The organism is Rhodococcus sp. TAF43, assembly GCF_052113525.1.
Classification (GTDB): Bacteria; Actinomycetota; Actinomycetes; order Mycobacteriales; family Mycobacteriaceae; genus Prescottella.
Window position 1 is genome coordinate 1 of the sequence record NZ_JBFRDL010000062.1, and the last position, 24909, is coordinate 24909.

Annotated in this window: 22 protein-coding genes and 2 pseudogenes; 15 read left to right on the top strand and 9 right to left on the bottom strand. The window is 68.4% G+C overall.

Translation table 11 applies throughout. From position 1 onward, the window contains the following. Positions 1 to 999 (bottom strand): M1 family metallopeptidase (locus AB4Z09_RS26055; protein ID WP_442241024.1); only part of this gene is annotated, 999 nt, incomplete at its 3' end. A 70-nt stretch (positions 1000 to 1069) separates the two neighbouring features. Between AB4Z09_RS26055 and AB4Z09_RS26060 the strand changes: the two genes are divergently transcribed. From AB4Z09_RS26060 to mihF, 3 genes are all read left to right on the top strand, one after another. Beyond that, complete coding sequence (locus AB4Z09_RS26060; protein ID WP_174913971.1) at positions 1070 to 1510, top strand: SRPBCC family protein; 441 nt, start codon at positions 1070 to 1072, stop codon at positions 1508 to 1510. Positions 1511 to 1608: 98 nt separating this feature from the next. Then, on the top strand, positions 1609 to 2388 hold the full coding sequence (locus tag AB4Z09_RS26065) for an enoyl-CoA hydratase (protein ID WP_174913973.1): 780 nt from the start codon (positions 1609 to 1611) through the stop codon (positions 2386 to 2388). A 108-nt stretch (positions 2389 to 2496) separates the two neighbouring features. After that, positions 2497 to 2808 (top strand): integration host factor, actinobacterial type, encoded by a 312-nt coding sequence (gene mihF / locus AB4Z09_RS26070; RefSeq protein WP_114724527.1) that lies wholly within the window; start codon positions 2497 to 2499, stop codon positions 2806 to 2808. 226 nt (positions 2809 to 3034) lie between these two features. Here mihF and AB4Z09_RS26075 read toward each other — a convergent pair whose 3' ends face one another. Further along, positions 3035 to 3382, bottom strand: a complete 348-nt coding sequence (locus tag AB4Z09_RS26075; protein WP_114724544.1) for a UBP-type zinc finger domain-containing protein — start codon at positions 3380 to 3382, stop codon at positions 3035 to 3037. Between the two features lie 173 nt (positions 3383 to 3555). On the opposite strand from AB4Z09_RS26075, the gene AB4Z09_RS26080 reads away from it, so the two are divergent. After that, positions 3556 to 5100 carry a flavin-containing monooxygenase gene (locus AB4Z09_RS26080; protein WP_442241025.1) on the top strand — a complete coding sequence of 515 codons (1545 nt, stop codon included), beginning with the start codon at positions 3556 to 3558 and terminating at the stop codon, positions 5098 to 5100. Positions 5101 to 5109: 9 nt separating this feature from the next. Here the strand turns inward: AB4Z09_RS26080 and AB4Z09_RS26085 are convergent, their stop codons facing one another. Further along, the gene (locus AB4Z09_RS26085) at positions 5110 to 5808 is read right to left on the bottom strand and encodes a TIGR00266 family protein (protein WP_114724525.1); all 699 of its coding nucleotides are present in this window, start codon (positions 5806 to 5808) and stop codon (positions 5110 to 5112) included. 148 nt (positions 5809 to 5956) lie between these two features. Here AB4Z09_RS26085 and AB4Z09_RS26090 point away from each other — a divergent pair, with 148 nt between their 5' ends. From AB4Z09_RS26090 to AB4Z09_RS26130, 9 genes and pseudogenes are all read left to right on the top strand, one after another. Continuing rightward, complete coding sequence (locus tag AB4Z09_RS26090; protein ID WP_442241026.1) at positions 5957 to 8308, top strand: heavy metal translocating P-type ATPase; 2352 nt, start codon at positions 5957 to 5959, stop codon at positions 8306 to 8308. Positions 8309 to 8985: 677 nt separating this feature from the next. Next, positions 8986 to 9810: an SDR family NAD(P)-dependent oxidoreductase gene (locus tag AB4Z09_RS26095; protein WP_442241027.1), complete on the top strand. Its 825-nt coding sequence runs from the start codon at positions 8986 to 8988 to the stop codon at positions 9808 to 9810. Beyond that, positions 9807 to 10844 (top strand): GAF domain-containing protein, encoded by a 1038-nt coding sequence (locus AB4Z09_RS26100; protein WP_174913981.1) that lies wholly within the window; start codon positions 9807 to 9809, stop codon positions 10842 to 10844. Before AB4Z09_RS26095 ends, AB4Z09_RS26100 begins: the two co-directional genes overlap by 4 nt. Before the next feature lie 95 nt (positions 10845 to 10939). Further along, the gene (locus tag AB4Z09_RS26105) at positions 10940 to 12403 is read left to right on the top strand and encodes an aldehyde dehydrogenase family protein (protein ID WP_442241028.1); all 1464 of its coding nucleotides are present in this window, start codon (positions 10940 to 10942) and stop codon (positions 12401 to 12403) included. 25 nt (positions 12404 to 12428) lie between these two features. After that, positions 12429 to 13538, top strand: coding sequence for an NAD(P)-dependent alcohol dehydrogenase (locus AB4Z09_RS26110; protein ID WP_442241029.1), 1110 nt, complete (start codon positions 12429 to 12431; stop codon positions 13536 to 13538). A 102-nt stretch (positions 13539 to 13640) separates the two neighbouring features. Continuing rightward, on the top strand, positions 13641 to 14297 hold the full coding sequence (locus AB4Z09_RS26115) for a SanA/YdcF family protein (RefSeq protein ID WP_442241030.1): 657 nt from the start codon (positions 13641 to 13643) through the stop codon (positions 14295 to 14297). Positions 14298 to 14451: 154 nt separating this feature from the next. After that, positions 14452 to 15588, top strand: a pseudogene (gene trpB / locus AB4Z09_RS26120) (tryptophan synthase subunit beta); the annotation flags it as partial. Beyond that, entirely contained in the window at positions 15575 to 16354 is a 780-nt protein-coding gene (gene trpA, locus AB4Z09_RS26125; protein ID WP_442241031.1) for a tryptophan synthase subunit alpha, read from the top strand. The pseudogene trpB and the gene trpA, both read left to right, overlap by 14 nt. Further along, positions 16351 to 17118 carry a GntR family transcriptional regulator gene (locus tag AB4Z09_RS26130; RefSeq protein WP_442241032.1) on the top strand — a complete coding sequence of 256 codons (768 nt, stop codon included), beginning with the start codon at positions 16351 to 16353 and terminating at the stop codon, positions 17116 to 17118. The genes trpA and AB4Z09_RS26130 overlap by 4 nt, the downstream gene beginning before the upstream one ends. Before the next feature lie 17 nt (positions 17119 to 17135). Here AB4Z09_RS26130 and AB4Z09_RS26135 read toward each other — a convergent pair whose 3' ends face one another. Next, positions 17136 to 18821 carry a cutinase family protein gene (locus AB4Z09_RS26135; protein ID WP_442241033.1) on the bottom strand — a complete coding sequence of 562 codons (1686 nt, stop codon included), beginning with the start codon at positions 18819 to 18821 and terminating at the stop codon, positions 17136 to 17138. 234 nt (positions 18822 to 19055) lie between these two features. On the opposite strand from AB4Z09_RS26135, the gene AB4Z09_RS26140 reads away from it, so the two are divergent. Continuing rightward, complete coding sequence (locus AB4Z09_RS26140) at positions 19056 to 20357, top strand: glycosyltransferase 87 family protein (protein WP_442241034.1); 1302 nt, start codon at positions 19056 to 19058, stop codon at positions 20355 to 20357. Positions 20358 to 20372: 15 nt separating this feature from the next. Here AB4Z09_RS26140 and AB4Z09_RS26145 read toward each other — a convergent pair whose 3' ends face one another. From AB4Z09_RS26145 to AB4Z09_RS26165, 5 genes are all read right to left on the bottom strand, one after another. After that, the gene (locus AB4Z09_RS26145; RefSeq protein ID WP_442241035.1) at positions 20373 to 20873 is read right to left on the bottom strand and encodes a hypothetical protein; all 501 of its coding nucleotides are present in this window, start codon (positions 20871 to 20873) and stop codon (positions 20373 to 20375) included. Between the two features lie 80 nt (positions 20874 to 20953). After that, a complete protein-coding gene (locus AB4Z09_RS26150; protein WP_429517572.1) occupies positions 20954 to 22255 on the bottom strand; it encodes an RNA polymerase sigma factor in 1302 nt (433 codons plus the stop codon). A 4-nt stretch (positions 22256 to 22259) separates the two neighbouring features. Next, positions 22260 to 22682: a YciI family protein gene (locus tag AB4Z09_RS26155; RefSeq protein ID WP_114724515.1), complete on the bottom strand. Its 423-nt coding sequence runs from the start codon at positions 22680 to 22682 to the stop codon at positions 22260 to 22262. Positions 22683 to 22806: 124 nt separating this feature from the next. Then, on the bottom strand, positions 22807 to 23151 hold the full coding sequence (locus tag AB4Z09_RS26160; protein ID WP_429517237.1) for a hypothetical protein: 345 nt from the start codon (positions 23149 to 23151) through the stop codon (positions 22807 to 22809). Positions 23152 to 23208: 57 nt separating this feature from the next. Beyond that, positions 23209 to 23844: a formylglycine-generating enzyme family protein gene (locus AB4Z09_RS26165; RefSeq protein WP_442241036.1), complete on the bottom strand. Its 636-nt coding sequence runs from the start codon at positions 23842 to 23844 to the stop codon at positions 23209 to 23211. Between the two features lie 498 nt (positions 23845 to 24342). Here AB4Z09_RS26165 and AB4Z09_RS26170 point away from each other — a divergent pair. Continuing rightward, a pseudogene (locus AB4Z09_RS26170) lies at positions 24343 to 24909 on the top strand (ATP-binding cassette domain-containing protein); the annotation flags it as partial.

Consider the following 24909-nt stretch of genomic DNA (forward strand, 5'->3'; position numbering starts at 1 on the left):
GCTCGCGAGGGCGCCCATGAAGTCGGCGAACGACTCCTTGAGCCACAGGTCGTCCCACCACACCATCGTCACCAGATCGCCGAACCACATGTGGGCCATCTCGTGCAGGATCGTGTTGGCCCGGCCCTCGTACTGCGCGGCCGTTGCGGCGCCGCGGAAGACGTAGGCCTCCGTGAACGTGACGCAGCCGGGATTCTCCATCGCGCCCAGGTTGTATTCGGGCACGAACACCTGGTCGTACTTGCCCCACGGATACGGATAGTCGAAGTGTTCGGCGAAGAAGTCCAGCCCCTGCTTCGTCACCTCGACGATCGCGTCGGCGTCGAGGTACTGCGCCAGCGACGCCCGGCACAGCACCCCGATCGGGACGGTGAGATCGTCTCGGCTCCAGATGGATTCGACACGATGATACGGACCCGCGACGATCGCGGTGATGTACGTGGAGATGGGCAGTGTGGGGGAGAACTCGACGACCTGACGGGTGTCGTCGACGTGGTGGAGTGCCGCCGGGCGGTTGGACACCACCTCCCAACCCGCGGGGGCGGTGACGACAAACGTGAACGGCGCCTTCATGTCCGGCTGCTCGAAGCACGCGAACACGCGTCGCGCGTCCGACGGCTCGTACTGTGTGTACAGGTAGGTCCGGCCGTCGACGGGGTCGTGGAATCGGTGCAGCCCCTCCCCGGACCGGCTGTACGCGCCGACCGCGGCGATCACCACGGTGTTCGATGCACGCAATCCACGCAGAGCGATACGGGCACCGTCGAACTCGATGTCCACGGCTTCGCCGTTGACGGTCACCGATCGAACCTCGGGACCGAGGAAGTCGATCCACGTCTCGGACGTGCCGGAGTCGAACTCGACGGTCGTCGACGTCGCGAAGCCCGGCTCGGAATTGTCAGGCGCACCGGATATGTCGAGTTCGACGCGGTAGGAAAGGACGGTCACGGCTGCCGAACGCGCGGCGGTCTCGGCACGGGTCAGGTTCGCAGTACTCACGCCCCGATCCTGCCAGCCGCGAGTAGAGTTCGACTCATCTCCGGGTAACCACACCGAACGGGGTTACGACATGTCGAGACGTTTCGAAGGAACGACCGTGGTCGACCGTCCCATCGACGAGGTGTTCCAGTTCCTCGCCGTCGGCGTCAACGATCCGAAGTTCAGCCCTCGGGTGCAGAAGATCGAGCAGCCGACCGACGGCCCGCCGGGCGTCGGCACCGTCTTCGTCAGCACGGTCAAGGACGCCGGGATGACCAGTCAGCGCGAGTTCGAACTCACCGAGTTCGAGCCGCCGCGACGACTGCGCTGGGCGGAGCGGTCCAAGAACTCCGTCACCGCGGTGGAGGGTGGATACGACCTCGAACCCAACGGAGGCGGGACGAAGCTGACGGTCTTCAACGTGCTGGAGGGGCACGGGATCGGCAAGCTCATCGCGCCCCTCGCGCTGCGGGCGGCACGAAAGGACGCTCCCGACTTCGCCTTACGGATCAAGTCCGCGATCGAGGGCTGATTCATCGATTCGCGCCGGAGCCTCGCCGCGTGGCCGGGCTCGATGCGGCCTTTCCGGGTAGCATCGGGCATTGCGACCCGATATGACGGAGAGGCACGATGAACGACGTCGTCAGAATCGAGATAGACCCGGAAACCGGCATCGGCACCATTGTGCTGGATCAGCCGGACCAACGGAATCCACTGTCCACCAACATGATGCGACAGGTCACCGCAGCACTGCGGGAGATGGCCGACGACGATACCGTCCGGGCGGTCGTGTTGAGTGCGGTCGGCCCGGCGTTTTCCGCCGGACACGACCTGTCCGAGATGATCGACCGTACCCTCGAGGACGAGCGGGAGGTCTTCGAGGTGTGCACGGCGATGATGGACACCCTGCAGGCGATTCCGCAGCCGGTGATCGCCGCGGTGCAGGGACCGGCGATCGCTGCCGGCTGCCAACTGGCCGCGTCGTGCGATCTGGTGGTGGCGTCGTCGAACGCGGTGTTCGGAACCCCGGGTGTGCGGATCGGGCTGTTCTGTTCCACCCCCATGGTTGCGCTCAGCCGATCGGTGGGCCGCAAGCGCGCGATGCAGATGCTGCTCACCGGCGAGACGATCGACGCCGACACCGCCGCCGACTGGGGCCTGGTGAACGTCGTGGTCGCACCCGACGAACTGCAGTCTCGGGTGCGGGACCTGGCCTCGAAGATCGCCGAATCCAGCCCGCTGACCCTCGCCATCGGCAAGCAGGCGTTCTACCGGCAGATCGACCTGCCGCAGGACGAGGCGTACGAACTGATGGCCGAGACGATGGCCACCAACGCGGTCACCTGCGACGCACAGGAGGGTATGAGCGCGTTTCTCGAGAAGCGAAAGCCGTTGTGGAAGGGCAAATGAGACGAATAGCCACGGCTTTTCGACACGCGGGGCCCACTTGACGCGCGCTGCGGCGATTCCCGTTCTAGCCTGAACTTCATCCGGGTTCCGTGAGAGAGAGGCACATCAATGGCATTGCCCACCTTGACCCCCGAACAGCGCGCTGCAGCACTGGAGAAGGCTGCCGCGTCCCGCAAGGCGCGGTCCGAACTGAGAGAAGATCTCAAGTCGGGCAAGCTCACCCTGGTGGAAGTTCTCGACAAGGCGGATACCGACGAACTCGTCGGTAAGACGAAGGTGCTCTACCTGCTCGAATCCCTGCCCAAGGTGGGGAAGATCAAGGCCCGCGACATCGCCGAGTCCGTCGGCATCGCCGAGACTCGACGTGTCTCCGGCCTGGGCGCCCGTCAGCGCGCCGACCTGATCGCCAAGCTCAGCTGACACAGTTCTCCGCGTCGGCCCGCACCCCACGGTGCGGGCCGACGCGGCTGTAGCAGGACTGAGCACGGACGGACTCAGCGCGCCAACAGCATTCGCGCAATGGCGAACTGTTCGTCCGCCAAGCGCCGTTCGCCGTGCTTGTACTGCGCCGCGACCAGCGCGTCGGGGATCTCGATCACCCCGCCGATTCTACGAAGGTCGCGAGCCGGCCGGATTTCGTCCGATCTCAGTGCAGGCGGTCCGCCCAGTCCTCCGGTACCCGCTCGCGTGGTCCCGGAACCGTCTGTTCGCTCGGATGGCTCTGCGGCGGAGCCAGTTCCGGACCCTCGGCGAAGCCCTGCGTCCGGTAGTCCCAGAACCAGTCCTCACCGGGCTCGAAGCTCCGGATGATCGGGTGTCCGGACGCCGCCGCGTGCGCGCTCGCGTGCTGCGCGGGGGAGGAGTCGCAGCAGCCGACGTGCCCGCAGGCGGCGCAGCGGCGCAGGTGGAACCACCACCCGCCGGCCGCGTCGCACTCGGCGCAGCCCGTTCCACTGGGCGTCGCGGCGGGATCGATCTCCGGTGTCTCGGTCATGTGTCGTGCCTCCTCGGCCGGGCGTCGGTGTGGTCGACGTGGACACCATTGTTCGCCGCGCCCGGCACCGCGTCGAGTGAATCGGACCGCGGATTTTGCTGGCACACCGCGCGACTGTCGGGCTACGGTGCATTACAGACGTGGTTTCACCAGTGCCAGCATCGGGAGGACCCATGGGCCCCGAACGCCCCACCGGTTCCGCGACGAGCCGCGGCACCGCACCCGAACACGTCGACGTCCTCATCGTCGGCGCCGGGCTGTCGGGAATCGGCGTCGCCAGCCGACTCCATCGGACACAGCCGGACCGCACCTTCGCGATCCTCGAGGCCCGCGCCGTGTCCGGCGGCACGTGGGACCTGTTCAGGTACCCGGGTGTCCGCTCCGACTCCGATATCCAGACCTACGGGTACGACTTCAAGCCGTGGAAGGGCCGCGCGGCGCTGGCACCCGCGGCAGACATCCTCGACTACATCCGCGACACCGCACGCGAGTACGACGTGGAACGTCATATCTGCTACGGCCACAAGGTGATCCGTGCCGACTGGTCGTCGACGGACGCCCGCTGGACGGTCACCGCACGGCGCGACGACACCGGCGAGATCGTGACATTCACGGCCGACTGGTTCTTCTGCGCCAGCGGCTACTACAACTACGACCGGGGCTACACACCGGTGTTTCCCGGTGCCGACCGGTTCACCGGCCGGATCGTGCATCCGCAGGCCTGGCCCGAAGACCTCGACTACGCCGGCAAGCGGGTGGTGGTGATCGGTTCCGGGGCCACCGCCGTCACCCTGATCCCGGCGATGGCCGATGCCACCGCGCACGTCACGATGCTGCAGCGCTCGCCGTCCTACGTCATCCCGCTCCCCGAAGAGGACACGGTGTCCAGCATGCTTCGCCGGGTGCTGGGAGACGAGCGGGGCTACCGGCTGGCCCGCAAGAAGAACACCATGCTGAACTTCCGGATCTACAAGCTCGCCCGCCGCTTCCCCAAACAGGCGCGGGCGATCATCCGCCGGCTCAATGTCCGGCTCCTACCGTCCGGTTTCGACGTCGACACCCACTTCAACCCCACCTACGATCCGTGGTACCAGCGCCTGTGCGTCGTCCCCGGCGGCGACCTGTTCAAGACGATCTCCAGGGGCAAGGCTTCGGTGGTCACCGACACCATCGAGACGTTCACCGAGAACGGCATCGCGCTGGTGTCCGGGAAGAATCTCGACGCGGACATCATCATCACCGCAACCGGACTCGACCTGCTCATCCTCGGCGGCATCGAGATCCACCTGGACGGCGAACCGATCGACATCACGAAGCGGCTCACGTTCAAAGGCACGATGCTCTCGGACGTTCCCAATTTCTCGTTCGCCTTCGGCTACCTCAACGGGCCGTGGACACTCAAGCTCGATCTGGTCGCCGACTACCTGTGCCGACTGCTCGACGAGATGGATCGGCGGGGTGCCCAGATTGTCGTCGCGCACAATACGGAACCGGCCATCGAGACCCGGCCCCAGTTCGACTTCACGTCCGGGTATATCCAGCGGGGCCTGGACCTGTTTCCGCGGACCGGCACCAAGGAGCCGTGGAGCCTGCCGATGGACTACTACAAGGACGTCGTCGCGCTTCGGGACACCCCGATCGACGACGGCACCCTGACGTTCTCGCGGGTCGAGCCGACGCCGACGAGATCGGACGATGATCTCGTCAGCCCCGACTGACCCTCACCCTCAGTTGCTGTTACTGCTACTGGTGGTCGTGGTGCTCGACGGCATCCGGGCCCGGAGCCAGTCGACCAGGTCCGTCGCGCTACGGGTCTGCATCCAGACCCGACCCGGACCGGTGAACTCGGTGACGATGCCCTCGCCACCGAGAATCATCGACTTCCACCCACCGGCCTTGCGGATGCGGTACTGGACGGTCTCGTCGAACGCGACGACGTGACCGGAGTCGAGTGTCATCGTCTCCCCCGCCGCGAGCGTCACCGACCGGATGGCGCCGTAGCTGGACAGCAGGATCTCGCCGTTTCCGCTGCACCGCAACAGAACGAGCCCCGCGCCGCTGAAGAACCCCTTGCTGCCGCCCCATTTGGAGTCGACGTCGACGGTCGCGTCGGAGGCGAGCCAGCAGCCGGACTGGACGAGCAGCGCGGTCCCTTCGTCGACGGTGGTTTCGACCAGGTCGCCCGGGAGTGCGCCGGCGACGCCCACGACACCACCCCGTTCACTGCTGAAGTCGTTGACGAAGAAGCTCGAGCCGCCCAGGGAGCGGCGGAGCCCCTTCAGGAAGCCGCCCCGCGTCGACGTGGTGATCGCGATGTCACCCCGCATCATCGCCATCGCCCCGGCCTCGACGCGGACCGATCCACCGGCGGGGACACTGATCTCGGCGAACGCGAACGCGGGCCCACAACTTATCTCGGTCTTCATGGCTTCCTTCTCGAAAGGTAGAAAGTCGAATATCGGGCAGGGACGTCACGGTACCGGGGTTCGGCGGCCCGGAGCCGCCTTCGACACGGGAGATCCCGCACCCGGCGCGGTACGCTCGAGACGGCACCCGCGAGGACATGGGAGCGTCATGGTGGATACGGCGTCCGAGGCACCGTCCCGGCGACGCGAACGTGTGCACCGCCTCAAGGAATTCGCGCTACTGGCGGTCACCCTCACCGCGCTGATCGCCGGCGCGATCGCGTGGCTGCTCGGTGCCGACAACGTGGCCGACAAGTGTTGGATCGCCGGGACAGTAATCGCGATCGCGCCCGCTGCCTGGTGGGTGATCGACGCGCTCCGACGGGGGCGGATGGGCGTAGACCTACTCGCGGTGTTGTCCCTGATCGGCACGCTGCTGGTCGGCGAGTATCTCGCGGGCGCGCTGATCAGCGTCATGCTCGCGACGGGGCAGGCGCTCGATGCCGCCGCCGAACGCCGCGCCACGAAGGATCTGCGATCGCTGCTCGACCACGCGCCCCGCACCGCCCGCCGACGAACCGGCGACCACGTCGAGGCGATCCCACTCGACGACGTCCTCGCCGACGACAACCTGGTGGTCGGACCGGGGGAGGTGGTGCCCGTCGACGGGTGGATCACGTCCGGTTCCGCCGTGCTCGACGAATCCGTCCTCACCGGAGAACCGCTCGCCGTCGAGCGGCGTCGCGGCGAGGCGGTGCGGAGCGGAATCGTCAATGCAGGAACCGCTTTCGAGATGCAGGCGCACACGACCGCCGACCAGAGCACCTACGCCGGCATCGTCCGCCTGGCCCGCGACGCCGCCGCCGAGAGCGCCCCCGTCGTACGGGTGGCCGACCGCATCGCGGCCTGGTTCCTGCCGCTCGCGCTCGCAATCGCGGGTTCCGCCTGGCTGTTCAGCGGTTCGGCCACCCGCGCTGTCGCGGTGCTGGTGGTCGCGACGCCGTGTCCACTGCTACTGGCCGCGCCCGTCGCGATCGTCTCCGGACTGTCCCGAGCGTCCCGTCTGGGTGTGGTGATTCGCAGCGGCGGCGCCCTCGAGAACCTCGGACATGCCACCACACTGGTGATGGACAAGACCGGAACCCTTACCACCGGTCGCCCCACCGGCACGGACGTGCTCATCGCGCCCGGCGGCGATGCCACCGACGTGTTGCAACTGGCCGCGTCCGCCGACCAACTGTCACCGCACGTACTGGCCGACGCCATCGTGCAGGAAGCGAAGATGCGCGGGCTCGCACTGACATTGCCCACCGACGTGGCGGAGGAGGCCGGGACCGGCGTGAGCGCGACCGTCGACGGCCGACGGGTCACCGTCGGCACCCTCAGCTTGCCCGACGATGCACCGGCGTGGGCACGTGCCGCCCACAGTCGGGCCGTGCTCGACGGCGCAGCGGTTGCCTGGGTCACCGTCGACGGCGATCTCGCGGGCGCCGTCCTGCTGGTTGATCCCGTCCGCCGGGACGCGTCCCGCACCCTGCGGCGCCTGCGCTCGGCCGGACTGAACCGGCTCGTCATGCTCACCGGGGATCGGCGCGAACCCGCGGAGGAGATCGGCTCGGTCCTCGGTCTGGACGCCGTCCACGCCGAACAGACACCCGCCGACAAGGTGGCCGGGGTCCGGGCGGAGCGGGCATCGGCGGTGACCGTCATGGTCGGCGACGGCGTCAACGACGCCCCGGCCCTCGCGGCCGCCACCGTCGGCGTCGCGATGGGGGCGCGGGGCTCGACGGCAACGTCGGAGGCCGCGGACGTCGTGCTCACCACCGATCGACTCGACCGCCTGGCCGATGCGATGGCCATCGCCCGCCGCTCCCGGCGCATCGCCGTGCAGAGCGCGGCAGTGGGGATGGGGCTGTCGTTGGTGGCCATGGGATTTGCCGCGTTCGGATTCCTGCCGCCCGCGGCGGGTGCGCTGCTGCAGGAGTGTATCGACGTGGCCGTGATCCTCAACGCATTACGCGCGCTGCGGGGCGACCGGAACCAGGAGATTCTCCTTCCCGACGACACCGAGGCAATGCTGCACCGGTTCTCGGCCGAGCACGACGAACTGCGCGACCAGCTGGCCATCCTGCGCGACACGGCGCAACTACTCGTCGGTGGCAACCTCGCGGCCGCATATCCCGCCCTGCGTCGGGTCGACACCTTCCTGTTCGGCACGCTGCTCCCGCACGAGCAGGCGGAGGACCGCGAACTGTACCCGGCGCTCGCCACCCCGCTGGGCACAGCAGAGGCGACCGCGACGATGAGCCGCATGCATGCCGAGATCGACCGGCTCGCGCGACGCCTGCGCACCCACCTCACCCGCGCCGATGCGGCCGGCCGGATCGACCCCGATCAGGTCGACGACCTCCTCGCCTGCCTGTACGGGCTGCACGCGCTGCTGCAGCTGCACTTCGTGCAGGAGGAGGAGAACTACTTCACTCTCGCGCCCGAATCGGATTCCGCGCCCCGGGACCGCTGAGGGGCGTCCCCGAGCGGGATCGCGCCAAACCCCCTTCCGGGGCGGCCCCCGTGGGGGACTCACCCGGCACGGGGCAAATCCCCCTACGCCGTCGAACGAACCGGCACTAGCGTTCGAGTTGTCGCTCGGCCGGCCGGGCGGCGATACCGTGGCCCTCCGGACCCCCGACCTGGCGGACCACGGCCGGGCGGTGGCGTCGGATCCATCCCGATGCCACCGCCCGGGCCCAGAATCCGGGTCTCCGACACGCCAGCTCGAGGTTGCATCCCCGTCACCGGCTGGCTTACAGTGCACCTGCGCGCCCCTCACGGGGCTTCCTGCAACCCTGTCGATATCGGGTCTGCTTGTAGCGCTGTCACATTGACGCATGCGCGTGTGGCGATCGTTGCTCCCGTGCCGGGACCCGACGACGCCCGGCCCCATACGGTGCGCGCAGGCGTTATCCCACGAACCCGGCTCGGCCGATCCCGTCCGCTTCACGGCGGGTGTGCCGCGTCGCAGTGACCACCGGGTGGGCAGTCTGACCCCCGACTCAGGCAGGCCCGCCCGGTGGTCGCATCTACCGGTGGAACCCCACCGTTCCGGTGCCTCCGGCCGGATCGCCTCGAGATGCCGGCTACGTGCCGTTCTGGTAAGGAACTGGGAGCGCTAGTTCAACAGAACAGAGGGGAAGTTCTTTGGGGTACTTCGATCGTCGCGTCGTGGCCGTGACGGGAGCCGGTTCGGGAATCGGTCGCGAATTGTCGACCAGGTTGGCCGACGGGGGTGCGGTGTTGGCCCTGTCCGGGGACGCCGAAGGTCCGTTGAAGGAGACTGCGGACCTGTGCGACCGGGCCGGGGCCCGGGTATCCGCGTCGGTTGTCGATGTCACCGATCGGGCCGCGGTCCACGCCTTCGCCGCCGAGACCGCGAGCCGCTTCGGTGGTGTCGACATCGTGATCAACAATGCCGGAATCCTATACACCGGTGAGGTTCTGGCTTCGGACTACGCCGACATCGAACGGGTGATGGACGTCGACTTCTGGGGCGTCGTCAACGGCACGAAGGCGTTCCTCCCGTACGTGGTCGAGTCGGACCGCGGTCATGTGGTGAATCTGTCCTCGGCATTCGGGTTGATGGCGGCGCCCGGGTACTCCGCCTACAACGCCGCGAAGTTCGCGGTCCGCGGGTTCACGGAGTCGCTGCGTCAGGAGATGGAACTCGGCGGCCATTCGGTGAAGGTGACGTGCGTGTACCCGGGTGGCGTCCGGACCGGCATCGCGCGGACCGCGAGCGCCGCCGCCGGGGTGGACGTTCGCGAGGTCGCCGACTCGTTCGATCGGCGAATCGCTCGCACCGACCCCGCCGTGGCCGCGCGCACGATTCTGCGGGGTGTCGAACAGGGGCGTGCGCGGGTGCTCGTCGGCCCGGACGCGAAGGTGGTGGACGCGGTGACCCGGATCCTGGGTCCGGCGTACCAGTGGTTGCTGCCGGCCGCGAAGCGTCGGGGGCTGCGGAAATGACCACGGATTGGCTGCTGATCAGCACCTTCGGCGGACAGGAGCCGTCACTGATCGGGGTGGGGTCGTCCCCGAAACCCTTCGTGCCGCTGGGCCGGCACTTCAAGGGCCGACGGAGCCAACCGAACAGGGCCCTCGACGACGTGCAGAACGCTCTGCTCGAGATCATGGCCGACCCCGAGCATCGGCGGATCGACCGGGAGTCGGAGGACGGCCGCAAACGCATCCTCGCGGAGCCGCTGCTCAATTCCGAGTCCCGCCTCCACGGCGTCTACTTCTGGCGGGGAGACACCGACGAGGCACCACCGCCGCGGGACCCGGCGGGCGCGTGGCACTTCAATCTGACGGCAGGCAAGGCCAGCGGCAGCGACGACCTCTTCGACCTGTACGGCGTCGCACCCGAGGACCGTCGCAGCGAGGCCGCGCTGGCGGGCGCCTTCACCCGGCTGGTGACGAACCGCGACGAGGGCGAGGCGCTGGCCAAGATCGTGCAGTCGGAACCGGGCACGGAGCACCAGGCGGTGTGGAAGGTACGCCGCGACGACGACGAGGAACGCGCCGCACACTTCTCGTGCCGGATGCTCGAGGAGAAGCCCGATCCTGCCGGGGAACGGCGCGAGGTCATCCTTCGCGGGATCACCCACGACATCGGCCCGGCAGGCGAGGTCCCGGCCGCGCCGCCACCGGTCATCCTCGAGCATCGGGTGCTCGACGCCGTGCTGACGCCCGGCGAATACCTCGCCTACGTCGACCTGAAACGCCTCGCGCTCATCAAGTGGCGCAGCGAGCCGATGCCGGGGGTGGCCTGGGAAAATGCCGTCGGGGAGCCGGAGCCCGCCATGCATCCGTCCGATGTGCCGCTCGCGCAGAAGATGGCCAAGGATCTCGCCTACCGGAAGGTCGAAGGCATCCTGCGGTTCCGCGGACTCGACGGGGACTGGAAACCCCTGCACCTGTCGGTCGCACTGATGGCGTTCGACGAGTCCACCCACGGCGGACTCGTCACCGTCACGGAGGCGCCCACCCCGCAGAACTGAAATACGTCTTTCGGTCAGTGAAAGACCGGTCGTGGGCGACATCGCGGCCCGGCAACGTGGAAGGCATCCATGTGCTGCGACTGCGAGGAGCGACCGTGACGAGTCTGTTGAACAAGCCGGTGTGGGAATCCCGAATCTTCACCGGCGAATGGGTGGCCGGCGGCGGTGAGGACCGTGTCGTGGTCGAACCCGCGACCGGGAAGCAACTCACCACCGTCGGGACGGCCACCCCCGACGATGTCGCGGCGGCCGCCACCGGCGCCACGGCGGCACAGAAGGCCTGGGCCGCGCGTCCGTACACCGAGCGCGCGGCCGTCCTCCGTCGAGCCGGGCAGCTGTTCGAGCAGTACGCCGAGGAGATCGGCGAGTGGATCGTCCGCGAAGGCGGCAGCATCCGGGCGAAGGCCGAGACCGAGACGCACACCGCCGCCGAGGAGTGCTACAATGCGGCGGCGCTCGCGGCGCATCCCGTCGGCGAGGTGCTGCGCTCCGAGCAGCCGCGGCTGAGCTTCTCGCGCCGCGTCCCGGTGGGCACCGTCGGTGTCATCGCCCCGTTCAACTTCCCGCTGATCCTGTCGATCCGCGCCGTCGCGCCGGCACTCGCCCTGGGCAACTCGGTGATCCTCAAGCCGGACCCGCGCACCGCGATCTGCGGTGGCGTCGTCCTGGCCCGGATCTTCGAGGAGGCCGGGCTCCCGGCCGGTGTCCTCAGCATGCTGCCCGGTGGTGCGGACGCCGGCGAGGCGGTCGTGGTCCACCCCAGCGTGCGCGTCATCGCGTTCACCGGTTCGACGCGTGCCGGACGCGCGGTCGGTGAACTGGCGGGCCGCCACCTCAAGCGCGCCCACCTGGAACTCGGCGGCAACAATGCCCTCATCGTCATGGACGACGTCGACCTGGAGAAGGCCGTCTCGGTGGGCGCCTTCGGCTCGTACATGCATCAGGGACAGATCTGCATGGCCACCGGCCGACAGCTGGTGCACGAGAGCATCGTCGGTGACTACACCGCACTGCTCGCCGAACACGCCGAGCGGCTGCCCGTCGGAGATCCGTTCACCGGCGAGGTGGCGATGGGGCCGATGATCGATGCGCGGCAACGTGATCAGATCCACGCCCTCGTGTCGGACAGCATCGCGGCCGGAGCACGGCTGGCGGCCGGCGGAACCTACGAGGACCTCTTCTACCGTCCGACGGTCCTCGCCGACACCCCGCGGACGGCGCCCGCCTTCGTCAACGAGGTCTTCGGCCCCGTCGCCCCCGTCACCTCCTTCGCGACCGTCGAAGAAGCCGTGGCCGTCGCCAACGACTCGGAATACGCACTGTCCCTGGGAATCCTGACCGGCGATGCGATGAAGGGCCTCGAGATCGCCCAGCAGATCCCCACCGGCCTGGTCCACGTCAACGATCAGACGGTCGGCGACGAGGCCGTCGTCCCGTTCGGCGGACTCGCATCGTCCGGCAACGGCGGCCGCGTCGGCGGTATCGGCGCCAACCTCGACGCCTTCACCGAGACGCAGTGGGTGACGGCGCAGAGCGCGCTGCCGATCTACCCGTTCTGATCCGCCGAATCCGCAGGAGCACAACATGGTCAACACAGCTCGCGCCGCCATTGTCGACGGCATCGGTGAACCCTTCACGATCGGCGAGGTCACCCTCGACGCTCCCCGGGCCGACGAGGTCCTGGTCCGGATCGTCGCCGCCGGGGTCTGCGGCACCGACCTGGGTGTCCAGGCCGGGCACATCCCCTTCCCGCTCCCCGGGGTGCTGGGACACGAGGGTGCCGGGATCGTCGAAGAGGTGGGCAGCGCGGTCACCAGCGTCAAGCCGGGCGACAAGGTGCTGCTGTCGTTCACCAGCTGCGGCGAATGCCGCAACTGCCGCACGGCACACCCCGCGTACTGCCAGGAGTTCCTGCCGCGCAACCTCGTCGGCGGACGGCGCGCCGACGGCAGCACCACGGTCCGGCGCGGCGACGAGGAGATCAACGGGCACTTCTTCGCCCAATCCTCTTTCTCCACATACGCGTTGGCCGACGAACGCGGCGTCACCAAGGTCTCCGATTCGGCGGACCTGGGCCTGCTGGCGCCGCTGGGTTGCGGAATCCAGACCGGCGCCGGGGCCGTACTCAACATCCTCACACCCGAACCCGGCTCTACTCTGGCCGTTTTCGGGGTGGGTGCGGTGGGAATGGCTGCCGTCATGGCGGCAGCCCTCACCGGCGCCGAGCGAATCGTCGCCGTCGACATCGTGCCGTCACGGCTCGAGCTGGCCCGGGAACTGGGCGCGACGGACGTGATCAACTCGAAGGTGGCGGATCCGGCCGCCGAACTCGACCGGATCAGCGGGGGACTGGGCATCGACTACGCGATCGACGCCACCGGCAACGTGCAGGTGCTCGAGACCGCGATCAACTGCCTCGCGCCGCTGGGCACGGTGGCGGCCATCGGCGCCCCGGCGGCCGGCGCGACGGTCCCCGTCGACGTCAACTACCTGCTGAACGGTCGACGTTTCATCGGTGTCACCGAGGGTGATTCGGTGCCGCAGGTGTTTCTCCCCGCCCTGGTGAAGCTGATCGAGCAGGGACGCTTCCCGCTGGACAAGCTCGTCGAGTACTACCGGTTCGAGGACATCAACGACGCCGCGCAGGGCATCAGGGACGGAAGCGTGTTGAAGCCCGTGCTGCTGTTCGACTGAGCGTCCGGCGGGCGTGTCTGCCCGGAAAGATGATCCCTCCTCGAGAGGATCGTCCGGGGGCGGTCGGCAGCGGGTCGAGGCCGGGAACTCGGAGGGTGGAACATGCGGCGGATCGTCGGGCGCCTCGTCGGCTGGTCGGCGGTACTGGTCGCGATGGCCGGTGTGCTCGTGCTGGGGTCCGCGGGGTGGGTGGCGGTCGCCGCGTCCGGGCACATGTACGACGTCCGCGACGCGCCGGACGCGCCCGTCGTGATCGTCCTCGGCTCGCAGGTCCGGGACGGGAAACCGATGAAGTTCCTGGCCGGACGGCTCGACGCCGCCGTCCGACTGATGGAGGACGGCAGGGCCCGCGCCGTCCTTGTGTCCGGTGACGCGAACGGCCGCTCCGGCAACGAGATCGCGGCCATGACCGAGTACCTCGTGGACGCCGGTGTCGATCCCGCGCGGATCGTGGGCGACGGCTACGGCCTCGACACGTACGACACCTGCGCGCGGGCGGTGCGGACGTACGGGGTGACGAAGGCACTCATCGTCAGCCAGGGCCTACACGTGTCCCGCGCGGTGGCGCTGTGCCGCGACGCCGGCATCGACACCGACGGCGTAGAGGCCGAGTGCGAGTGCAACCGGCTCGCCGTCGTGCGGAACTACGCGCGGGAGTGGCTGGCGCGACCCAAGGCGGTGCTCGATCTGCTGTCGGGGCGGAACCCGGCGGTGGTGTCGCCGCCGGACGGTTCGCTCGCCACCGCAGTGGATCGGTGACCGCTCGGCACCGTCCGCGGTGTCCGGTGCGGCGGGACCCGATCTCACCCCGTGCTAAATTGTTCTAGAACACTAGAACGATTATGGAAATCGGAGGTGGGTGCGACGGCTACGACACTGATGGGGGGACCCCGGACCGTCCGGAAGGTTCGGCCGCTTCGGTGGGCGCTACGTCCCCGAGGCGCTCGTGCCTGCGTGTCGAGCAGTCGAAGCAGGCTTCCGTGACGCGTGGGCCGACCCGGAGTTCCGGGCGGAGCTCGGTTCACTGCTGGCCGAGTACTGCGGGCGACCGACGCCGGTCATGCGGGCGCGACGACTGTCCGAGGAACTCGGCGTCCGCGTCCTGCTCAAGCGCGAGGATCTCAACCACACCGGCAGCCACAAGCTGAACAATGCGCTGGGTCAGGCACTCCTCGCTCGACGGATGGGCAGGCGTGAACTCGTGGCGGAGACCGGCGCCGGTCAGCACGGTGTCGCGACTGCCACGGCCGCAGCACTGTTCGGCATGAAGTGCACCGTATACATGGGCGAGGTCGACATGGCCCGGCAAGAGCTGAACGTCTACCGGATGGAAACGCTCGGTGCGCAGGTGATTCCGGTCCGATCCGGCGCCAGGACATTGAAAGACGCCACCAGCGAGGCCTTTCGGTACTGGGTGACCCGGGCGGACGAGAGCCACTACTGCCTCGGCTCGGTGCTGGGGCCGCACCCCTACCCGTGGATCGTCCGCGAGTTCCAGTCCGTGATCGGGATCGAGGCCGCGGCGCAGTGCGCGCAGTTGCTCGGCGGCGGCACCCCCGACGTCGTCGTGGCCTGCGTCGGCGGTGGATCGAACGCGGCAGGCACCTTCGCCGGGTTCGCGTCGTCGGACGCGCGGCTGGTCGGCGTCGAGGGTGCGGGCGGTGCCGGTGCCACCGACGGCACCCTGGGCGTGCTGCACGGCTCGATGTCGCTGTATCTGCAGGACGATGCCGGCCAGGTACTCGAGGCGCATTCCGTCGCCGCCGGTCTCGACTATCCGGGGCTGGGACCCGAACACGCCCACCTCGCCGAACTCGGTCGCGCGGACTACGTGACCGTCACCGACGATCAGGTCCTCGCCGCCGCCGGGCAGCTCGCGCGGCTCGAAGGCATCTGCCCCGCACTGGAATCCGCGCATGCGCTCGCCTGGGTGGCGGAGGCCGCCCGCGACCGACAGTTCGCCCCGGACACCACTGTGCTGGTCACCGTGTCCGGCCGCGGCGACAAGGATGCCGAACAAGTCAGGAGACTCGACCGTGAGCGTGCTTGAGACGACCCTCCGCCAGGTCCGCGACAACGGCTCGAAGTGCCTGATCGGCTATGTCATGGGCGGAATCCGAACGGACTGGGCCGATCTCGTGCGGGCCATGATCGACGGGGGCGCCGACGCCGTCGAGATCGGACTGCCGTTCTCGGACCCGATGCTGGACGGTTCGGTGATCCAGCGTGCATCCGTCACCGCGTTGGAGCAGGGCGCCCGGGTGGAGCGCATCCTCGACGACCTTCCCGACGTGACCGCGCCGCTGATCACGATGACCTACAGCAACCACCTCGTGTCCCGCGGGCTCGGGCAGTACCTGGACACGATTGCGGCGGCCGGAATCAGTGGATCCATCGTCGCCGATCTGCCGTTCGAGGAATCGGCGGACTATCTCGCTGCGGCCGAGGCGGCGGGTGTGTCCCCGGTGCTGATGTCGGCTCCGTCCACGCCGATGGAGACGGCACGGCGAATCGTCGGAGCCAGTGGTGGATTCGTCTATGCAATGGGCGCCATGGCGCCGACAGGGACGTATCGGACCGCCGGCGAGGACGGATGGGCGTTCGCGCAGCGCCTCCGCTCGACCGACGGCCTGCCGGTCGTGATCGGGTTCGGCATCGACACGCCCGAACGAGCCGCCCGTGCGGCTCGGCAGTCCGACGGAGTCGTGGTCGCGTCGGCACTGATGGACCCGGTGCTCGCGGGCGCCGGCGCGGCGTCGATCATGGGAACCGTCCAAGCCTTCCGCCAACGACTCGACGAGGCAGCAATTCCGTGACCAGGCACTCTCGACTGCCCAAGTATCTGGCTATCTACGACGACCTGCGGGCCAGGATCGACACCGGGGAATGGCAGGCGGACGACGCACTGCCCCCGCAACGCGAGCTCGCGGCCTCCTACGGCGTGACGATCATGACCCTCCGCCAGGCGTTGCAACTGTTGGAGAACGACGGGCTGATCGAATCGCGTCCCGGGGCGGGCACTTTCCCGGCGAGCAAGCGGTACACCTACAACCTGCTCCACCTGTCGGGATTCGCAGACGATCTCCGGGCGCAGGGCGCCAAGGTCGAGACGCACATCCTCGGGTCGTCGCGGGAGACTCCACCGTCCGATGTCGCGCGGGCCCTGCAGCTCGGGCCGACCGAGCAGGTGCTCGTCGTCACGCGTCACCGCGTGATCGACACGCACCCTTCCGTGCTCCAGCATTCCTACATCCCCTGGAGCACGGGCATCTCCCCGGACGAACTGGTCGACGCGTCGCTCTATCAGGTTCTCGCACAACACGGTTACCCGGTCGCGTCGGCCAACGAGTCGATCACCGTCACCACGCTCGGTACCGCCGAAGCCGAACTGCTCGCCCGCCCGGAACACAGCCCGGCCATGCTCAGTCACCGAACGAACGTCACCGAGGACGGCACCCCCGTCCTGCACGACACCGCGTTGATCCCGTCCGACATCGCCGAACTCCACATCGACCGCGGTCCCCAACAGATCCGAGTGACGTACCGGATCAACGATCGGGGCGGCCGCACCGCTCGGTGAGCGGTGCGGCTCGCGCCCTACCCGGCGGACCGGGGTGCCGGGGTGGTGGTGGTGGTGGTCGTCGTCGGCTTGGTCGTGGTGGCGACCGTCGAGGACGTGGATGCGGCAGCGTCCGGGGAAGCGGCCGGCGTCGGCGTCGTGGCGACCTCGGTCGACGAAGCCACGGCCGGCGACGTGGCGGGGACCGTCGTCTCCGTGGCGCTCTGCGCCGCGGACTCGGAGGGAACCGCGGACTCCGACGGGGAAGCGGTCGGAGTCTGCGGCACCGCTGAACCCGTCGGCTCGGCCGACGATTCTGTGGTGGTGGCCGCCAGCTCGGTGAGGGCGTCGGCCAGTTCGGTCGCGGTCGGCTTCGCCGCCGGGTCGACCGGCTTTCCGTTCTGCGCCTGCTTGGCCAGGTACGTCAGCCACGCGGCGGCGTACTCGGCGGACGTCAACGGCTTGCCGATCGCGCCGTCGGCGTCGCGCCAGTAGTCGAAGTGGTGGCCGATGTCCGGGGCCAGGGTCATCTGGTACGGATCACTCAGGATCACCGGGATGGTGTTCTGGTTCGTCACGATCAGCCCGACGATCTCCTTGAACACCTTCTGCGGCAGGTACGCCAGCGGCGACATCTCGTCGGTGGAGATCGAGCTGACGTCCTTCGGGGTCTGCGTCGTCGACTCGCCCGGCACGTAGTCGGGGTCCGACACCTTCAGCAGGACGTCCAGGAAGGTCTCGTCGCTCCGCATCCAGTTCGGCTGCGACTGGATGTTCAGGAAGGCGTCGTATCCGATGCGGCCCAGAACGACTGCGATGTCCTGACCGGTGGCCGGCGTGAGGCCCTCGCCTTCGAGCCGATCGACGTTGATCTGCCTGCCCACGTTGACCACGAGCTGCAACAGCGAGATGTTCTGGGGTGCAGCGCAAGTAAAGTCGCCGTCGGAGCAGAAGGACGCGACCTTGCCGCCCAGCGCACCGAAGTCGTCGTCGCCGGTGTTCGGGAGGACACCCTGACCCGGCACCGGGGTCTTGCCGTTCTGGTACTTCGTGTCGAAGCCGTCCGGGTTGCCGAACGGGTTCTTCGCACCGGGGAACGGGCCCTGCCCCGCCCCGCGGCCCGCATCGGCGAAGATGACGACGCCGACGACGTTGGACGGGTCGACGATCCCGTAGCCCTGGTCGGCGTCGGGTTCCTGGTGACCGATGTTCATCGCGACCCGGCGAGCGACGTCGGCGCCCTCGCTGTATCCGACGATCGAGAACTTGGTGTCGGGGCACGACACGCGGATGGCCCGCATCACCGATTCGGTGTTCGCCACACCGGCGGCGACGGCGTCGTCGTAGCTGGCCATGTTCGCGGGATAGGCGATGTACAGCGCGGCGTACGCGTCGCGATCCACGACGCCGTTCGGCGCGTTGATGACCTGGTCGATCCGTCCACTGCTGTAGTCGTCCGACAGGGCCGCGGGGAGCTCGTTTCCGTCGGGATCGACCAGCATCTTCGTGGTGCCCGCCACCGGGGTGTCGCTGCGGCCGGCGATCGAGACGGTCACCATGTCGCGGCACTCCGTCGTCGACGCCGTGAGCTGGGTGTCCACCGTGCTCGGTGGCGGGGACGACAACGCCCACGTGAGCGCGACGACGACCGCCACACCCAGCGCCGCCGGCGTCGTCACCCGCGCAGCCATTCGATGTCGCGCAAAGAATCCGCGAATTGTCATGTCAACTCCCCTATCCCGACCTCACCAAGACACATGCAGGTCGACCCCCCCGAACCGCACGTCACGTCATGACAGACGTCGGTCTCCGGGGCGGAGACGTTACAGCGCGGACCGGCCGCCACCCGACCGCCCGGTCACCAGGATCGGATTTACCGCGGTTCGGTCGGTTGGCTACCTTTGTCTCGATCGCCTCGGCAGCGAGGCCGAGGCGGCGTCCGGGGGAGGGACACAGCCATGCACGGCGCAACCAGGAATCCGAGTGCTCGTCGACCGTTCCCGCGAGGGGGCCCGACGACGGCTGCCCTCGCCTTCCTCGCGCTGGCGGCCGCGGTGCTCTTGTTCACCCTGGTCGACCCGAGGGAGCCCATGATCGGCATCCTGGCCGGCGGCGCCGACCTGGATGTCTACCGCGACGGCGCGCGGCACGTCATGGAGGGTCTGCCGCTCTACACCGAACCGGTGATCCACGGCCTGCTCTACACGTACACGCCGTTCTCGACGCTGATGTTCATCCCGTTCGGGTTCCTTCCGGGCGGCATCGACAAGTACATCTGGATGGGCGTCAACCTGCTCCTGCTGGTGGCGATCGTCGCGTTGTGCTGGCGGATGCTGGGATACCTCGTCACCCGCCGCGTCATTGCCGTCTCGGCACTGCTGGCGGTGGCCTGCGCGTTCCTCGAACCGGTCCGCACGACGCTGTTCTACGGCCAGATCAACCTGGTCCTGATGGCACTGGTGCTGTGGGACGTCTCGCGCGGCGAGAACAGCAAGCTCAAGGGCGTCGGCGTCGGTATCGCCGCCGGGATCAAGCTGACGCCGGCATACTTCGTCCTCTACTACCTGGTGCTGCGCCGGTGGCGGGCCGCGGCGGTCGCGGCGGCCACCTTCGTCGCGACCGTCGTCGGAAGCTGGGTCGTCCTCCCGAAGGACTCGTGGCAGTACTGGACCGAGACGTTCTTCGATTCCACGCGCATCGCGGACGACTCGCATCCCGCCAACCAGTCGTTGCGCGGCGCGATCACGCGCCTGGCAGGGGGACCGGTGCCCACGTGGGTGTGGCTGCTGTGTGCCGCGGCCGTCGTCGCCGTCAGCATGTGGGTGGTGGTCCGACTCCATCGCGGCGGCGAGCGTCTCCTCGCGGTCACCGTCGCCGGACTGACCGCCGCGGTGGTCTCCCCGTTCACCTGGAGCCACCACTGGGTGTGGTTCGTGCCGCTGATGGTCTACCTCGTGCACCGGGCCCTCACGAACGCGTGGTGGTGGGCGAGCGTGATCGCGCTGTTCGGTATCGCCGGATCGTGGGCCTACCGCTTCCCCGACGACACCGTGGTCGTCGGGCTGTACCTGTTCCCGCCCAACTGGATCGCCTGGGACATCGTCGTGAACATGTACGTGCTGATCTACGCGGCCGTCCTGATCGGCGCGGCGGTCGTCGCGTTCCGCGGCAGTGCGCCGACCCCGCCGGATCGCACGCTTGCCGAGACGCCGACGCCGGACATCACGACGAACTCGCCTGATCCCGAGCCGGTTTCGTAGCAGCGAGCCCAGCGCTCAGCCGTCGAGGGTGATCACCTTCCCGAGCTTCGTGAGATCGGCGGGCTCACCGCTCGTGCCGCTGTCCATACCTTCGCCGGTCTGCGCATCAACGATCAGCATCAACACCCCAGTCACCGTCGGGGGCAGATCGACACCGCTCGGACGGTGCTGCCAGGCTGTCGAGAACGTGCCGTGGGCCTGGATCATGTAAGCGGCCGTATCGTCGAAGCCTTCGGCACCGACGAGTCCGTTGGCCGCGGATCTGGTCGTCAGGACGGCCTCGATTCGCGTCGGATCGTTCTCGCCGAGTCGTGAGGCGGCACCGGTGGCGATCGCGCGCAGTTGATCGTCACTGATCGTGGTCCGCGCCTGTGCGGTCGACGGCGGAGCCAGGAACGTGGACAAAGTTGCGACAGCCGACGATTCGGCGCTGCAGCCTGCCAGCACCAGGGCCGACACGGCAGCCGTTGCGATCGACAGTGTGCATCTGAGGCGGTGCCTTCGATCGGTACGCATGGGGACGAGCGTATCGGCGCTGCAAGGGAGTCTGGACAAATTGAGAAGAAGGCATTCTCGATGACTGACCGCTGATCCGCTCACTCATGTCGGCCGGGAAGCGCCGCCGCCTTGTCCAGCAGGATCTTTCGCTCGCGCTCGTTGCCGGTCAGTTCGGCGGCCGCCTCGAACTCGATGCGCGCCTCCCGGTTCCGGCCGAGCCTGGCGAGGAGTTCGCCGCGCGTCGCGGGCAGCAGCCGATAGCCGGCGAGCCGCCCGCCGTCGACCAGATCGTCGATGATCCGCAGCGCCGCAGCGGGGCCCGACGCCATCGAGACCGCCGCCGCGCGATTGAGGTCGACCACGGGCGACGGTGCCAGACGACCGAGCGCCTCGTAGAGGAGAACGATCCGGTCCCAGTCGGTGTCGTCGACGGACGGTGCGACCGCATGGCACTCGGCGATCGCCGCCTGCAACGCGTAGGCGCCGCGGCCGCGTCCGATCGCGTCGGCCCGGGCGAGCGCGGCGCGTCCCCGGATGATGGCGCCGTGGTCCCACCGGCGACGATCCTGGTCGGCGAGCAGCACCGGGTCGCCGTCGGCATCGAGCCGCGCCGGGAAGCGCGCCGCCGTCAGCTCCATAAGCGCCACCAGCCCGTGCACGTCCGGCTCGTGCGGGAGGAGCTCGGCCAGAACGCGTCCGAGGCGGACGGCCTCGCGGCTGAGCTCCGGACGCATCCACTCGTCACCCGCGCTCGACGCGTGCCCCTCGTTGAACACGAGATACAGCACACCGAGGACGGCGCCGAGCCGGTCACCGAACTCGGACCGCGGCGGCACCTCGAACGGCACCTTGGCGGCGGCGAGCGTCTTCTTCGCGCGGACGATCCGCTGCTGCACGGCGGCGGTCGACGCGAGGAACGCGCGCGCGATCTCCTCGCTCGACAGGCCGCCGACGACCTTGAGGGTCAGCGCAACCTGCGCCTCCCGCGACAGCACCGGATGGCACGACACGAACAGCAGCCGGAGCACGTCGTCGTCGATCCGGTCCGGATCCCACGGCAGCTCGTCCGATGTCGCGGCGGTTTCCTCGGTCTCGAGGTTGCGTGCGATGGTGGCGAGGCGGTCGTCGTAGCGCTCCTGGCGCCGCCAACCGTCGATCGCCTTGCGTTTCGCGACGGTGGTGAGCCAGGCCCCGGGATTGGCCGGAACACCGGTCTGTGGCCACTGCGCGAGCGCGTCGACGAGGGCCTCCTGCGCAAGATCCTCGGCCAGGCCGAAATCGCCGACGGTACGAATGAGCGTGGCGACGATGCGCGCCGACTCGATGCGCCACACGGCCGCGACGGAGCGCCGCGCGGACTCGATCGGGTCCGGGCGGTGCTCCGTCGGCGTGGCGGGCATCCGGCTACGCGTTGCGGTTCTCGAGTTCCTCACGCCAGCCGTCTTCCTTCTGGATCCACTCGTTGTCCTGCGGGAAGTCCTCGGGCCCGGTCACCCGGCGCACCTCGATCTTCGCCCCCGGGCCCAGCGGAACCCGCTTGGCCCACTCGGCCGCCTCCTCCTTGGACGCAACCTCGAGGATCCAGAACCCGTTGAACAGTTCCTTGGTCTCCCCGTAGGGACCGTCGGTGACGAGCGGGGTGTCGCCGGAGAAGTCGACGACGAACCCCTCCTCGGCGTCGGACAGGCCCTCCCCGGCCAGCAGCACGCCCGCCTTCATCAGGGCCTCGTTGAACTTGCCCATCTGCTCGATGACCTGCTCGAACGGGACTTCCTTGTATGCCTCGACAGCCTCGTCGGTGGCGCGCATGATCAGCATGTACTTCATCGGTTCGCTCCTTCGTCGGGGTCGCGTTTCGACCCTCTCATCCAGGACGTCGAACGGGAAGACGCCAGATCGACAAGGTCCGCGAATCAATTTTCGGAAGGCTGTTCGGCGAGCGTGACGTACATCAGCTCGGCGCGAAGGGCCGCGCGAGCCGCCACACCCACAGCGCCGCGACGCATGCGAACACCAGGAGCGGCGGCACGAGCCACGTCACCCAGTACATCGCGGTCGGCCCGGGTTCACCCGGACGTCGTTGGTTCGTCGGCACCGGCGACAGTTCCGGGACGTCGAGCGCATGCTGCAGCGCGACCACCGCCGGTCCGAGGCAGAAGAACGCCACACACGCCCCCACCAGCAGGCCCAACGGGACACCGATCCCGAACGCGAGATCCCAGGCAGTATCCGGTTCGGATCGCTCGTCGTCATCGGGGTCGGGGCCGGTGCGGGGTTGCTCTCGCCCGTCGGACATGTAGGCAGTGTTCCACCGTCGATCGGGGTTCGTTACCGATCCGAAGGACCGGATCGGCTATCCGCGCGCGATCCGGAACCCGACGTCGTCGATGCGGTACGTGGGGTGGCTGCGCCGCCGCACCGACGCCCGGCAACTCCAGTGCGCGTCCGCCCACCCGCCGCCGCGCAGCACCCGATAGCTGCCGTACACCTCCGGATCGTAGAGATCCCAGCACCACTCCCAGACGTTGCCGAGAATGTCGTGCAGACCCCATCCGTTCGGCAGCTTTCCGCACACGTCGTGCGGGCGCCCGTCGGAGTTGTCGCCGTACCAGGCGATCTCGTCCAGCTGCCCGTACCGCGGTCCGCTCGTTCCGGCCCGGCAGGCGCGCTCCCATTCGGCCTCGGTCGGCAGCCGGTAGCCGTCGGACCCGGTGTCCCACCCGACGTGGTCGCCGGCGACCCGGTAGGCGGCGGTGAGGCCGGCGCGCGCGGAAAGCTTGTTGCAGAACAGGATCGCGTCGAACCACGACACGCCCTCCACCGGGCGACGGGGATTCCGCGACGCGCCCGGCCACTCGCCGGTGACGTCGGCGTACTCGGCCTGTGTCACCGCGCCGACCCCGATCTCGAAGCCCCCCACCTCGACACACCAACTGCTACTCGTCCGCCGATCCGACAGTGTCACCTGGCCTGCCGGTACCGCGGCCAGCTCGGGAAAAGCTAACGGCTCCATGGTTGATCGACACTACCGATTTCCTTCGACCTCAGGTCGGACTACCGTGCGCACGATCGACCGAGCGGGACCGCCACCACGATCGTCGAGCAGACCCCGTCGGGCGACAGATTGGCAATGGCACGGAACTGCGCTAAAGTGCTCTGCCATATATGTCCAGCCAGCCAAGAAGGCCCGTGAGCGGCTGCATGCGGGCTTGGTCTGGATCGAGAGAGGCTAGGCTCCTCCTCCGCCGCCTACAGGTTCGGCTTCCGTCCACGGGTTCAGCTTCGTGGACGTGATATTCCGCGAATCTATCGTTCACATCAGGATCAATCCCGATGTGCCATCTCTTTCATCGACTACACGCGCAGTTTTCGAGTCGGGCCCGAGGCCATTTCCATTCGGGTCGGCCGGATTCGCAGTTTCGGACTCGAAACGATGCCTGTGAAGTCGATCCGCTCTGTCTAATTTCTGATTACTGGGAGAACACTTGTGATTACCGCTTCCGACCTCGAAGTTCGTGCCGGTGTGCGGACGCTGTTGTCTGCCCCGGGTTCGGCGTTGCGTGTGCAGGCCGGGGACCGGATCGGTCTGGTGGGGCGCAACGGTGCCGGGAAGACGACCACCCTGCGCATCCTGGCGGGGGGAAGGCGAGCCCTACGCGGGCGCGGTGATCCGCAGCGGCGAGTTGGGCTATCTGCCGCAGGACCCCAAGGAGGGCAACCTCGACGTCCTCGCGAAGGACCGAGTCCTGTCGGCGCGCGGACTCGACGAGATCATGCGCAAGATGGAAAAGCAGCAGACCATCATGGCCGAGGCCGTCGACGACGCGGTCCGTGACAAGGCCGTGCGCAAGTACGGTTCGCTCGAGGACCGGTTCTCCACGCTCGGCGGCTACGTGGCCGAGTCCGAGGCGGCCCGCATCTGCAACAGCCTCGGGCTGGCGGATCGCATCCTGGAGCAGCCGCTGCGCACCCTCTCCGGTGGTCAGCGCCGCCGCGTGGAACTCGCGCGGATCCTGTTCGCCGCCTCGGACGGCTCGGGCGGCAAGTCGAACAC